The organism is Marinobacter psychrophilus (genome assembly GCF_001043175.1).
Lineage (GTDB): Bacteria > Pseudomonadota > Gammaproteobacteria > Pseudomonadales > Oleiphilaceae > Marinobacter > Marinobacter psychrophilus.
Genome location: NZ_CP011494.1, coordinates 33,979 through 46,895 on the forward strand (window position 1 = coordinate 33,979; position 12,917 = coordinate 46,895).

Here is a 12,917-nt window from a genome sequence, read left to right on the forward strand (position 1 = left end):
CAGTTTATGGCAGGGCTGAATCAGCCGAAGTGGTAAAAAGCCACCTTGTTGCCGTCTGGGTCGCGTGCGTAGGCACCGTAGAACTGGTCGGGAATACGCTGACCGGGTTCGCCGCCACAGGTTGCACCCAATTCGATGGCTTTCTTATAATAGGTATCAACCGCTTCTTTTGAGCCTGGTTGAAACGCCAGCATATTCCCGTTACCGGGGTGGTTCGGTGAGCCGTCATGCGGGGTACAAACCGCCATCATGGGGGATTTCATGTCTTTACCAATAAAGGCAATGCGGCCCAAATCCAGCAGGACTTTTGCGCCCATGTCGCCCAGAAGATCCGTGTAGTATTTCTTGGCTTTTCCCATATCGCTAACACCAATCGTGACGTATCCGATCATGCTTTATTCTCCTGTTCTGGCTTAGCCAGGTATGCTGTCGGTGTGTCTGAAGCAAGCACTACGAACTAGCGGTCTTTTTTGATCTGTCAGACCGAGCGGCGCGCTGGCTTGGCCATCCATTCGTGGCCTTTAAGCATAACATGCCAGTACAGGCCCGGCAGCTGCCTGGCTTTTAGAAACCAGGCGGCTCTTGTGGCTTTGGTGCCGTCGTTTATCCAGGTCGGAAAGCTGGGTTGCAGCACCCCGCCGTAGCCAAACTCGGCCAGCACAATACGCCCGTTCTCTACGGTTAACGGGCAAGATCCATACCCCAGGTAGGCCGCTGTTATGGGTTGCTTGCGTAGGTGGGATATCAGGTTTTGAGCGACCACCGGAGCCTGCTTGCGCACGGCGGCTGCGGTTTTCGCATTGGCCGTGCCACTCACGTCGCCCAGGCCAAAGATATTGCTGTGGCGTTTGTGGCAAAGCGTGTCGTCTTCCAAGTCCAGCCAGCCACCCGCGTTCGCAAGTGTGGACTGGCGGATAAATTTAGGCGCACGTTGGGGCGGCACAGCGTGCAGCATGTCAAAGCCGATTTCCTGGTCTTCGCTACTGCCGTCAGCGTTTGTGTGGCGGAACGTTGCTCTGTGTGAAGGGCCGTTAACAGACACCAGATTGTTCTGGTAGTTAAGCTCAACACCGTATTTTTTAATGTAACTCTGCAGCGCCGGCACATAATCGGGTACGCCAAACAGTACGGCACCGGCGTTATGGAATTGAATGTCGATGTTGTTCAGAGCCCCGTTGCGCAGCCAGTAATCTGCTGACAGGTACATGGCTTTCTGTGGCGCACCGGCACATTTGATGGGCATGGGAGGCTGGCTGAACAAAGCGCTCCCGGATTTAAGACTCTGGACCATGTCCCAGGTGTAGCTGGCCATGCCCTCCTGATAGTTGGAGGTTACACCGTTCGAGCCGAGTGCTTCTTTCAAACCGTCAATACCAGCCCAGTTCAGCTCCAGCCCCGGCGCCAGAACCAAGGCTAAGTAACCTATCACTGAGCCGTCTGCCAGCGTTACCTGGTTATTCAACTCATCAATAGAGCACACCATTTGTTTATACCATGAGGCAAATCCCGGCATAACGCTGGCCATGGGTTTTGAGGTCGTTTCTGGCTTGAAAATACCGCCCCCAACCATGGTCCAGCCGGGCTGGTAATGGTGAGTGTGTGCCGGCTCAATAATCGCGATATCCAAGGCGGTATCTCGTTTGTGCAAGCTTGCAGCAACGGAAATGCCCGCGGCACCGCCCCCAACAATAACCACTGTGTGCTTTTTGTTTTGCTCTTTATCCTGTTCTGCTGTGTTGGTTTGCATGCCACTGAACCTCTTGTCATTATTTGGGTGGACAGATTTTTCTTGCGATACATCAAATCTCAACAAACAATTAGTTCTATCGTTATACCCATTAAGTATATAAAGATGTTGTTCGTTCTATGAACAGTTTTAACGGGTAAGGCGGTTCTTAAGGGGTAAAGCGCAGGCCAGAGGTATCAGGGTTTTTTGTCGGGCTCATCAACCGTGTCGTAACCGGTAACCATCGGTTTTATATGGCTGAACAGAGTGTGGCCCAGAGTTGTCATGTACACATGGCCAATAATGAACACCATCATGGCGAACGCGGCGATTGTGTGTACGTTGGCCACGGCCTGAAGCGATAGAACATTCGATAGCGCTTCGGGCCATTGGCTGTAAAACAGGTATAGCAGCCCAGACACCCAGACAACCGGTGAGATCATCAATTTGAAAAACAGATAGGCCAGCCGTTGCAGCGGGTTGTGCTTAGCTTTGCTGGTTTTGCGATAGGGGTGGCTGGCACCGGTAAAGGTACCAATGAGATAGTAATGCGCCACTGCCCACAGGCCGTTGCGGGTGGGTATGTACTGGCGCCATTCGCCGGTGGTTATGTGCCAGAAAATGGCGAACAGCCAAAGCACAATTAAGGCCCAGGCAGCGATGGTGTGTAACTGGGTGGCGCCGGTAAATCCCAACAGCGGGTAGCTGCCGTGAATTTCAAAGCCGGTCAGCAGCAGGCTGAAAATCAGTAGCGCCTGAGACCAGTGCCAGAAGCGCTCAAAACGTCTGAAGATCATTACCTTGGCCATAATCAACGCTCCTTAGTGGTGTTCACGACGGCGGCGGAAGAATCTGCGGGCCATACCGTGCAGGGCTGCGCCCAGTAACGTCAGAAGCACGGCCAGCCAGCCAATGCGGTTGAGCCAAGGATTACTGCTGTGCCCCGGCATATAGATACCGGGGAGCCCGGCCAGACGGCTGTTGGCGCTGTGGCAAGAGGAACATTTCAGGGCCTGGTCTGCCGGTGCCACCATGTGGGTAATGGGCCAGTGCATGGTGGTTTCAATAAAATCGTATTCTCCACTGAAGGGAATCCCCGACCATTCGCTGGCGGTCTGCAGCGCTTTTGGCCAATCGTAGTTGCTCCACAGCGACGAGTCGTCTTTACCGAACACGTGGGTGGCTAACAGGGTTTTGTAAACGGTGTCGTAAGGTTGTTTGCCACGCATCACCTTGAATGGCCAGATGCGGGATTCTCCATCGCCTGGGCTGCCCTTCACCTGGTTGATGTGCACAGCTGACTGGGTCAAATCCAGCTTGGCGTCTATTAACGTGTATTCCACCGTGCCATTGAACCAGGCGTAGTCCGGGACAACGTTTTCGCCGTGACGGAAATCGCCTTTTTCACTCAGGTAACTGACATGGCCATGCTCGTCTTTTAACGCCATAGGCTGGCTATCTTCATCCAGTTTGCCGGCGGTGGACCAGTCCCACCACATTTTGGTGGCGACACCACCGCGGGCAAAGGCTGGAATATGGCAGCTTTGGCACGCCAGTTTTTCAACGTGGTCATTCAGCTTGGCTTTTGGGTGTGGCTCGCTACCGTGGCAGGATTCACAGCTGGCGCGCCCCAGGTCGGTGTGGCCTGGTACATCAACGCCCAGGGTGTCTTTGGCGTTCACCTGATAGCGGCTGCCGGCCACGTTGTGGCCCCAGCTGGTGTGGCAGTCTGAGCAGCTGAAATCCAGACCGTCGCTGGCCATGTGAACGTCTAGCTCGTGGCTTGGGTTCACCAGCGACGAATCCAGATCTCCGTGTTTGACCCCGTCAGCGCCGCCACCGTAAAAGTGGCAGTTGCCACAGTTTTCGCGGTCACTGGCGCCTACGTTCCGGGCAACTCTTACTAAGTCGGGTGGCAGCACCAGCGTACCGCTGCTTTTTGGCCATTCGCGGGGAGTATCGGTTGGGAAACCGGCCAAGGTGGGGAATTTCCAGTAGTCGCCGGTGGTGTCGTGGCACACCAGGCAATCCACTGCGTTTTTAGCTATCGGTGGCGGCTGGCTCATGTCTTCCCAGCCATAACCAACGTGGCAAGACGTGCAGCGCGCTTCGTTGGTGACGACCATGCCGCAAAAGCTGTTAATAACCTTGCTTTTACCCAGCTGCTGGCCAGTTTCAGAGTGATCGTACAGCCATGTCCAGTGGGTTGTTGCGCGCACTTGTTCGCCCGCTTCGGTGTGGCAGGTCAAGCAGGCGGCGGTGACCTCCGGCGCTGAATTAAACGGGCCCTTCAGCGCCTCGAATTTGGTGTGGTCGGCGGAAGCCGGCGCACGATCTGCGGACGCCAGCGTTTGAGTCGTCAGTCCCAGCAGAAGCCCGAGTAGCAGGGTTGCGATTATCCGATATCTGGACAAACCTTGCATCGTCGACTTCCTTGCGGTTCTGACCGCTCATGACTCGTTGTTACTGACCGGAACGATAAATTTTTCCCGGGTTGATCTTCATAGACCAAGGCAGACCGTCGTTTTGCCAGCCGTTAACAATGCGCATACCGGCTTTTTCGCCCTCTTTGGCGCTGCTTCCCTGAAAGCCGTGATCAATGTATTTCACATTGGTAAAACCCTGGGATAACAGGTAGTCGGCACTGGGCTTACCGCGGGAAGAGCCCGAGCGGCACATGGTGATAATCAGTGCATCCTTGTTCAGGCTTTTAGCTTTCAGAGCGGCTTCAATCTGTGTGGCGAACTGCGGGTTTTTGTCCATGGCGAAGCGCTGCTTGTCGTCCAGAAACCGGTTGCGGTCGGCCAGTAAAAACGGAATGTTAGCTTGAGCCACATCGGTAAAGCCGATAAACATGATTTCGATGGGGTCGCGCACATCCACAAACAGCATTTGATCAGGCTGGGTTTGTACCAGATCAAAGGTTTGCTGGGGGGTAATGGCCAGAGCTTCATCATTTGCGAAGGCATGAACGCTGAACCCGAAAATCATAAAAAATGCGATTAATAGCTGTCTCATTTAGCGCTTTCTCCTGCAATGAAACGAGTGTGTATCCACCTTTCACTTATATCCCAGATCGCGCTGATTTTCCTTTTAAGAATAACCTTATAACCATAATTTTGACTGAGATCAATCGCAACTGAAGCGTTTATCCCAGCATTTCCTGCGCTTTTGACGCGTGTCATTCGCATCATTAAAAGCCCCGCTATACTGATGCCAGCATCACTATGTTTGAACCAATTCAATTTTTACCGGGGACGATCTATGTCTGGCTCAAGCTCTAAAGTCCGCTCGAGACTGATAATAACTCTCGCCGTTATTGCTGTGCTCGCGCTTGTTGCTTGGTATTTTGTGCCAAAGGAAAACACCCTTGCTGAGCAGATTGCGTCGGGAAATGGCCGCATAGAAGCCACTCAGGTCGATATTGCCACCCGCATTCCCGGCCGCCTGCTGAGCTTCTTTGTGGCCGAAGGCGATTTGATTGATAACGGTAGCCCGGTGGCAGAGATGGATACAGCGGAACTCCAGGCAACCTTGGCGGCCGCCCAGGCCAATTTGAGCCAGGCGGTTCAAGCCGAGCGCCTGGCCGATGCCATTGTGGCCCAGCGGGAAAGTGAACGGCGCCTGGCCCGGGCCGAGTTGGGGCGTTTTGAATCTCTGGTTGCCAAGGGCCATGTGTCTCGCGAAGAGCTGGACCGCGCCCGCACCACCGCAGAAACCGCAGACGCCGCATTGCAGGCGTCAAAGGTTCAGGTGTTGTCAGCTCAAGCTGGCATTAACGCGGCTAAAGCCAATATCCACAAAATTGAAACCACCATTGATGACAGCCACCTGAATAGCCCCGTAGGCGGCCGTGTGCTTTACCGGCTAGCCGAGCCGGGTGAAGTGCTGCCGGCTGGCGGCAAAGTGGCCACGGTGCTGGACGTAACCGACGTTTACCTCACTATTTTTCTGCCCACCGCCCAGGCGGGTAAAGTGCGGGTGGGTTCCGAAGCCCGCATTGTTCTGGACGCCCTGCCCGACTTTGTGGTGCCGGCGGAGGTGAGTTTTGTGGCGGCAGAAGCCCAGTTCACGCCCAAGGCGGTGGAAACCCGCACCGAGCGCGAGAAATTGATGTTCCGAGTGCGCATTCGCATCGACCCCGAACTGCTAGAGGCCTATCGCGATCGGGTGAAAACCGGCGTGCCGGGTGTCGCCTATGTGCGTCTCGATGAAAGTCTGTCTTGGCCAGAACAGCTGCAAGTCATCCTTCCTAATGGATAACCTGTTTAGCGACCGTTCTTCAGTTGCCAAAACCGTCGCCCAGACAGACGCCAACTTGGGCGAAAAAGCGGTTGTGGCCCGGCTGACATCGGTCAGCCACCAATACGGTGCCCGCTACGCCTTGCGGAGTATGAGCCTGGACTTGCCTGCCGGCTGTATGGTCGGGCTGATTGGCCCAGACGGTGTTGGCAAGTCTACGCTACTGGGTTTGGTGGCGGGCGCTCGACAGTTGCAGCAAGGCCAGCTTGAGGTGCTGGGTGGCGATATGGCCGACTCACACTTTCGCAGCCAGGTAGCCCCGTGCATTGCTTATATGCCCCAAGGGCTGGGCGGCAACCTCTACCACACCCTGACGGTCGACGAGAACATCGACTTTTTTGCCGACCTGTTTGGCCTGCGCGGCAAGGCCCGTGGTGAACAGATCGACCGCTTGCTAGACGCCACTGGCCTGCTTGATTTCCGCAGCCGGCCCGCCGGCAAACTGTCTGGCGGCATGAAGCAGAAGCTGGGCCTGTGCTGCGCTTTGATCCACAACCCGGACCTGTTGATTCTGGACGAACCCACTACCGGCGTAGACCCGTTATCCCGTAAGCGGTTTTGGGATTTAATTGACACCATTCGCAGCCAGCAAGCGGGTATGAGCGTGTTGGTGGCCACCGCCTATATGGAAGAAGCCGAGCGCTACGACTGGCTGGTGGCTATGGATGACGGCGCCATACTAGCCACCGGTTCGCCCCAGGAATTAAAGCAACAAACCAAAACAGACAATCTGGACGACGCCTTTATCGCGCTGCTGCCAAAAGAGCGCCAGGAAACCGGTGGCGATGCTGCGACTAGGGCTTCGGCGAGCGCGGCAACCGATAACGCCGACGTGCCTGCCATCGAAGCCCATAATCTTACCCTGCGCTTTGGCGACTTCACCGCGGTAAAAGACGTTAGCTTCACCATCCCGAAAGGCGAAATATTTGGTTTTTTAGGCTCTAACGGCTGTGGCAAAACCACCACCATGAAAATGCTCACCGGGCTGCTGACGCCGTCCGAAGGCGAGGTGTTGCTGTTTGGCGCCACTCTGGATGCCAGAGACCTGAAAACCCGCCAGCGTGTGGGCTACATGTCGCAGTCGTTCTCGCTGTACAACGAGCTGACCGTGCGCCAGAACCTGGAGCTGCACGCCAAGCTATTTCACCTGCCAGCCGAACGCATTCAGCCCAGAATGGATGAATTGACCCAAGAATTTAGTTTAGAAGACGTGATGGACCGGTTTGCTGGTGACTTGCCCCTGGGCGTGCGCCAGCGGCTGTCGCTGGCAGTAGCCGTGGTGCATTCGCCGGAACTGCTAATCTTAGACGAGCCCACCTCCGGGGTGGACCCCGGCGCCCGCAATCGCTTTTGGCAGTTGCTGCTGCGCTTGTCCCGTGAAGACGGTGTGACTATTTTTATTTCCACCCACTTTATGAACGAGGGTGAGCGCTGCGACCGAATTTCACTGATGCACGCTGGCGAAGTGCTGGCCTGCGACACCCCGGCCGCCCTGGTAGAGCAAGCCGGGGTAGACAATTTGGAAGCCGCGTTTATGCAAACTCTTGAAGCGGTGGACAAGGAACCCGTAACCAGCAACAGCGGAAACGTGCTGGGCGAAGACGCCAGCGACCGGCCGCGCTATCGCCGTTTCAGCTTCCAGCGCCTGATGGCCTATGGCCGCCGCGAAACCCGTGAACTGCTGCGCGACCCTATCCGTATGTCGTTTGCGTTCATTGGTTCGGCCTTGCTGATGCTGATTTTGGGCTACGGCATCACCCTAGACGTGGAAGACCTGACTTTTGCGGTGCTGGACCAAGACCAGACTCCGCAAAGCCGCGACTACATCACCTCCGTATCTGGTTCCCGCTACTTTTTAGAGCAACCACCGGTGGCCACCATGGCCGAACTGGAACAGCGGATGAAATCCGGTGAGCTGAGCCTGGCTCTGGCGATACCGCCGGGCTTTGGCAAAAACCTGAAGCGCGGCAGGCCTACTGAAATCGCCGTGTGGGTAGACGGCGCCATGCCTTTTCGCGGTGAGACCATACTGGGGTATATTCAAGGCCTTCATTTCAGCTATCTGAAAGATTTGGCCCAGCGCACTTACGGCAGTGTGCCGGCTTTGAGTCTGGTGACCGTTGAAGCCCGTTACCGCTATAACCAGGACTTCCGCAGCCTGGACGCCATGGTGCCGGCAGTGATTCCTATACTGCTGATTTTCATCCCGGCTATTCTGATGGCGCTGGGCATAGTGCGGGAAAAAGAACTGGGTTCTATTACCAACCTGTATGTAACCCCGGTGAATCGGCTCGAGTTTCTGCTCGGCAAACAACTGCCCTATATCGGCTTTAGCATGGTCAGCTATGCCAGCCTGGTGCTGCTGGCGATCTTTCTGTTTGACGTGCCCATCAAAGGCGGCGTGCTTACCCTGACCTTTGGCGCGCTGCTGTTCGTGACTGCCACCACGGGCCTGGGCCAAGTCATTTCGGCGTTTGCGTCTACCCAGATTGCCGCGCTTGCGGCCACTGCGATCATCACCATACTGCCCACGGTGCAGTTCTCTGGCATGACGGAACCGGTGTCTTCTCTAGACGGCGCCGCTGCAGTCATTGGCCAGTTCTGGCCTGCCACCTGGTTCCTGCAGATCAGCCGCGGCGTGTTTACCAAGGGCCTGACCATAGGTGATATGCAACACGCTTTCCTGGTGCTGGCGGCGTTTATACCGATGCTTACCCTGATGTCAGTGCTGTTACTTCGTAAACAGGGGCGCTGATGATGGAAACTCTCGGCAATATTTGGAATCTGGGTGTAAAAGAGCTGCGCAGTATTTGGCACGACAAAGTGCTGCTGGCGTTTGTGTTAATGGCGTTTACCTTGATGGTTTACACCGCGGGCTCTGCCGGTTCGATGGAACTGCATAACGCGCCGGTTGCGGTGGTAGATGAAGATCAGAGTGCATTGGCTGGCCACATGATCGATTCCCTGCAACCGCCCTGGTTTATGCCACCGGACCAGATTGAGTATGGCCAGATTGACGAGGTTCTGGACAAAGGCAGCCACACGTTCGTTCTGGTGATTCCCGACGGTTTCGAGCGCGACATCCGCCAGGGCCGGGTGACCAGCGTACAGTTGAATATCGACGCCACCCGCATGACCCAGGCGTTCATCGGTTCGCGCTACATCGAACAGTTGCTGACCACTGAAGTGGCGGAATTTATGCGAACCGGCAGTGCCGGTGGTGCCCTACCCATCAATCTGGTGACCAGGGTGAGCTTTAACCCCAATCTGGATGGCACCTGGTTTGGCGGCGTGATGGAGCTGACCAACATGATCACTATGATCAGCATTATACTGACCGGCGCCGCGCTTATTCGCGAACGTGAACACGGTACCGTAGAACACCTGATGGTGATGCCGATAAAACCGTTCGAAATCATGGCTGCAAAAGTGTGGGCTAACGGCCTGGTTGTGATGCTGGCGGCCACTCTCTCGGTAACTCTGGTGGTTCAGCAGATACTGGATGTGCCGGTGCAGGGTTCAATATTGCTGTTTATGTTCGGCACCCTGATTCATCTGTTTTCCACCACCGCCATCGGCATTTTGATTGGCACCGTGGCGCGCACCATGCCCCAGTTCGGCCTGCTGCTGATACTCACCATACTGCCCCTGCAAATGCTTTCTGGCGGTATAACTCCGCGGGAAAGTATGCCCGAGCTGGTGCAGAACATCATGCTGGTGGCGCCCACCACCCACTTCGTCAGCCTGGCGCAAGCCATTCTCTACCGCGGTGCAGGTCTGGACGTGGTGTGGCCGCAAATGCTGGCGCTGGTGGCCATAGGTGTGGTGTTTTTCAGTGTGGCGCTGGCGCTGTTTCGGCGGCACTTGGCAGTTTAAAAGAGTCGGCGACGAAAGAAAGGCTGGACTGCCTTCTGCTTGGGTCAGGCCGTGAATCGAAATGTGTTATCGACGGGCGATCACATCTATCTCAACAAGTGCGTCCACCGCGAGTGCCGTAACACCGATACAGGTTCGGGAAGGTAATTTATTTTTTGGAAAATACGATGTGTAAACATCGTTCATCGGATAAAAATCGCGTTTAAATTCGGTCAGAAAAATCCGGACAGAAGCTACGTCCCCAAGGCCCAGACTCATGCCCTCAAGCACCAGTATGAGGTTATCCATGACGCGGCGTGTTTGCGCCTCGATACCTGCAGGAAGCGTAGCATCCGCATTATTAGGGTCTGTTGGCATCTGCCCGGTCAAAAATACCCATCCGTCTACTTCGGTGGCGTGAGAAAACGGTCCGACTGGCGTTGGCGCCGCTTCAATCATATGAAATACTGGTGCAGTCATCTTATTTTCAGCTCGCGATAGTAGGTCTTTGTTCCCAGCCGGAAACGACAAAGGGTCCATCCGAAAATACGTTCTAACTCGTTGAATTCTGGTCGGCGTGGCAGGATTCGAATCTGCGCCCCCTTCGTCCTTAATGACTTAGTGTAGTGTTTCATTTCGCTTCGTTCAAGGTGGTCTCGTTTCCGTTTTCGTCTATTACATATGTGTTTTTAAAGTATTTTTACAGAATATTTATGCGTTAATTGAGTTCAGTTTGTTGCAGCGAGCGTTATGGGTACCCAGCACGTACCGGAACCATCATCTGTCCCCGGCTCAGTACTCCGTGTTCCCCCTGAGGAGACGGCACCGGCTGCACCAGAATAAAGGATATAATACCCATGTCTTTTGACACCACTGAACATAATCGTCAGCGCAACTGCTTTGATGGAGTAGAGTCGGTCTGGTTGTTTGGTTATGGCTCGCTCATCTACAAAGTTGACTTTCCCTTTCTGGATCAGCGCCCGGCGACTATTGAAGGTTGGGCTCGTCGATTTTGGCAGGGGTCCCATGATCATCGTGGAACACCTGATGCGCCTGGCCGTGTGGTCACCCTGATCGAAGCGCCCAACGTTTGCTGCAAAGGTATGGCTTACCGGGTCTCGCCTGACGTCTTTGCGCACCTGGATGTGCGGGAGAAGAATGGCTATCTGCGATTTGTCACTCCGATGATTTTTGCTGATGGCACTCGCGAGGATGGCCTCGTGTATATCGCCACTGAAGATAACGCCGCTTTCCTCGGCCCTGCTGACGATGCGGACATCGCCAGGCAGATCGCTGCGTCTGAAGGCCCCAGCGGTCGTAATCGCGACTATCTTCTAAACCTAGCCACCGCATTGCGAGCAATGGGTGACGATGATCCTCATGTGTTCGCGCTTGAGAGCTATCTGCGCTGAATCGCTCCCCGTCCCAACAGCCATAGAGTTTCGAGTTAATCCAGCGGTGTCAGTCATCGCCCTACAGGAGTCATGATGAATAGCACACCCATACCCCGTTTCGGTCTCATCCTGATTGGTGACGAGCTGTTGAACGGTCGCAAGCAGGACGCCCATCTGGCCGCCATGATTCCGCGGTTTGAAGCGCGCGGACTGGAGTTGTCGTGGGTGCGCACGATTGCGGATGATGATGAGTTGATTACCCAGACGCTGACGCAAACCTTTGCCAGCCCGGACGTGGTGTTCAGCTTCGGCGGCATTGGTGCGACTCCGGACGATCTGACCCGTCAGTGCGCGGCCGCGGCTCTGGGGCTAGACCTTGCCCTGCATCGCGAAGCCGAGGTGGAAATTCGGTCACGGCTGGGTTCACGATTGAATCCGCTGCACCTGCGCATGGGGGAGTTTCCGATCGGCAGCCGAATCATTCCTAATCCGATTAACGGCATTCCCGGTTTCGCCATTCATCGCCATCATTTTGTGCCCGGTTTTCCCAAAATGGCTTGGCCGATGGTGGAGTGGGTGCTGGATCATGATTACGTCGACTACCAGGCGGTCAATCGCACCGTTAGCCAGACCCTGGTGCTGACCGATACGTCGGAGGGGTCGTTGATTCCATTGATGGAGTTGCTGCTGGCGGAGCATCCGGATTTGCGCCTGGCCTGTTTGCCCAATGCGGACGGTCGACGCGAGGTGGAGCTGAGCCTGAAAGGCGATCCTGCACACGTGGTTGCCGGGATGAGCCGTCTGCGAGTGTTATTGCAGGAGCTGGCGGGCTGATACCGGTGCCGGAGGGGCGCTAGCTATTCCTCATTTGGGCGCTCTCAGGCCAGCGAGCGTGGTGCTAGACAGCCAGAAACGAAAAAAGGCCCACCCGAAGATGTGCCCTAAGTCGTTGAATTCTGGTCGGCGTGGCAGGATTCGAACCTGCGACCCCTTCGTCCCGAACGAAGTGCGCTACCAAGCTGCGCCACACGCCGATTCACGGCAAGCATTATACGGATACATGCTTATTTTACCAGTCTCTGCCGGATAAAAACGCGTCGGTAAAGCTGCGAAGGTTGTCATAGACGAGCACTTGGGCAGATTCCGCCAGTGGCCGGGTTTGCAACTCCTGTTCGGTGTCCAGGCCGTTGCCGGTGCGCACCAAAATCGGCTGGCAGCCTTTTTTGGCGGCGGCTTCCAGGTCTTTTCGGCTATCGCCGACCATCACGCTACCTGCCAGTGTTTTCAAATTGAAATGCCGTTGGATTTGCTGCAGCAGGCCAGGTTCCGGCTTGCGACACGTACAGTGTTCGTCCGGGTGGTGGGGGCAGTAGGCAATGAAGTCGATGTGGCCACCGGCAATCCTTAACAGGCGGCCGAGTTTGCGGTGCATGGCGTCTAACGTATCGCGGTCGTAGTAGCCGCGGGCAATACCGGACTGGTTGGTGGCTATGGCAATCCGATGCCCCGCGCTGCAAAGGCGGGCAATGGCTTTGATGCTGCCGGGAATGGGGTGCCAGTCGTCTGGCGAGCAGATATACCCGCCTGCGTACTGGTTGATCACCCCGTCCCGGTCCAGAATGATGAGCACAGCGCTACTT

The 12,917-nt window shown here is 55.6% G+C and carries 12 protein-coding genes and 1 tRNA gene; 5 read left to right on the top strand and 8 right to left on the bottom strand.

Annotated features, from left to right (window positions below; genetic code table 11):
• Positions 1-20 precede the first annotated feature (20 nt).
• From ABA45_RS00100 to ABA45_RS00120, 5 genes are all read right to left on the bottom strand, one after another.
• On the bottom strand, positions 21-392 hold the full coding sequence (locus ABA45_RS00100; RefSeq protein ID WP_048383446.1) for a VOC family protein: 372 nt from the start codon (positions 390-392) through the stop codon (positions 21-23).
• A gap of 86 nt (positions 393-478) precedes the next feature.
• Positions 479-1,747, bottom strand: a complete 1,269-nt coding sequence (locus ABA45_RS00105) for an NAD(P)/FAD-dependent oxidoreductase (protein ID WP_048383448.1) — start codon at positions 1,745-1,747, stop codon at positions 479-481.
• A gap of 176 nt (positions 1,748-1,923) precedes the next feature.
• Positions 1,924-2,535: a cytochrome b/b6 domain-containing protein gene (locus ABA45_RS00110; RefSeq protein WP_048383450.1), complete on the bottom strand. Its 612-nt coding sequence runs from the start codon at positions 2,533-2,535 to the stop codon at positions 1,924-1,926.
• 12 nt (positions 2,536-2,547) lie between these two features.
• A complete protein-coding gene (locus ABA45_RS00115; RefSeq protein ID WP_048383452.1) occupies positions 2,548-4,149 on the bottom strand; it encodes a tetrathionate reductase family octaheme c-type cytochrome in 1,602 nt (533 codons plus the stop codon).
• 40 nt (positions 4,150-4,189) lie between these two features.
• Entirely contained in the window at positions 4,190-4,744 is a 555-nt protein-coding gene (locus tag ABA45_RS00120) for a rhodanese-like domain-containing protein (protein WP_048383454.1), read from the bottom strand.
• A 246-nt stretch (positions 4,745-4,990) separates the two neighbouring features.
• Between ABA45_RS00120 and ABA45_RS00130 the strand changes: the two genes are divergently transcribed.
• Genes ABA45_RS00130 through ABA45_RS00140 form a run of 3 tightly spaced genes read left to right on the top strand, consistent with a single transcriptional unit; the run spans position 4,991 to position 9,904 of the window.
• Positions 4,991-5,989, top strand: coding sequence for an HlyD family secretion protein (locus ABA45_RS00130; protein ID WP_048383458.1), 999 nt, complete (start codon positions 4,991-4,993; stop codon positions 5,987-5,989).
• A complete protein-coding gene (gene rbbA / locus ABA45_RS00135) occupies positions 5,982-8,783 on the top strand; it encodes a ribosome-associated ATPase/putative transporter RbbA (protein WP_227506081.1) in 2,802 nt (933 codons plus the stop codon). The genes ABA45_RS00130 and rbbA overlap by 8 nt, the downstream gene beginning before the upstream one ends.
• 2 nt (positions 8,784-8,785) lie before the next feature.
• Positions 8,786-9,904: an ABC transporter permease gene (locus ABA45_RS00140; protein ID WP_048388521.1), complete on the top strand. Its 1,119-nt coding sequence runs from the start codon at positions 8,786-8,788 to the stop codon at positions 9,902-9,904.
• Positions 9,905-9,970: 66 nt separating this feature from the next.
• Here the strand turns inward: ABA45_RS00140 and ABA45_RS00145 are convergent, their stop codons facing one another.
• On the bottom strand, positions 9,971-10,363 hold the full coding sequence (locus tag ABA45_RS00145; RefSeq protein ID WP_048388523.1) for a RidA family protein: 393 nt from the start codon (positions 10,361-10,363) through the stop codon (positions 9,971-9,973).
• Between the two features lie 377 nt (positions 10,364-10,740).
• On the opposite strand from ABA45_RS00145, the gene ABA45_RS00150 reads away from it, so the two are divergent.
• A complete protein-coding gene (locus tag ABA45_RS00150; RefSeq protein ID WP_048383460.1) occupies positions 10,741-11,295 on the top strand; it encodes a gamma-glutamylcyclotransferase in 555 nt (184 codons plus the stop codon).
• A gap of 75 nt (positions 11,296-11,370) precedes the next feature.
• On the top strand, positions 11,371-12,111 hold the full coding sequence (locus ABA45_RS00155; RefSeq protein ID WP_048383462.1) for a competence/damage-inducible protein A: 741 nt from the start codon (positions 11,371-11,373) through the stop codon (positions 12,109-12,111).
• A gap of 123 nt (positions 12,112-12,234) precedes the next feature.
• Here the strand turns inward: ABA45_RS00155 and ABA45_RS00160 are convergent.
• Together ABA45_RS00160 and gmhB are read right to left on the bottom strand one after the other, a co-directional pair.
• Positions 12,235-12,311 (bottom strand) — tRNA-Pro (locus tag ABA45_RS00160).
• A 35-nt stretch (positions 12,312-12,346) separates the two neighbouring features.
• A complete protein-coding gene (gene gmhB, locus ABA45_RS00165) occupies positions 12,347-12,907 on the bottom strand; it encodes a D-glycero-beta-D-manno-heptose 1,7-bisphosphate 7-phosphatase (protein ID WP_048383464.1) in 561 nt (186 codons plus the stop codon).
• Between the last annotated feature and the right edge of the window lie 10 nt (positions 12,908-12,917).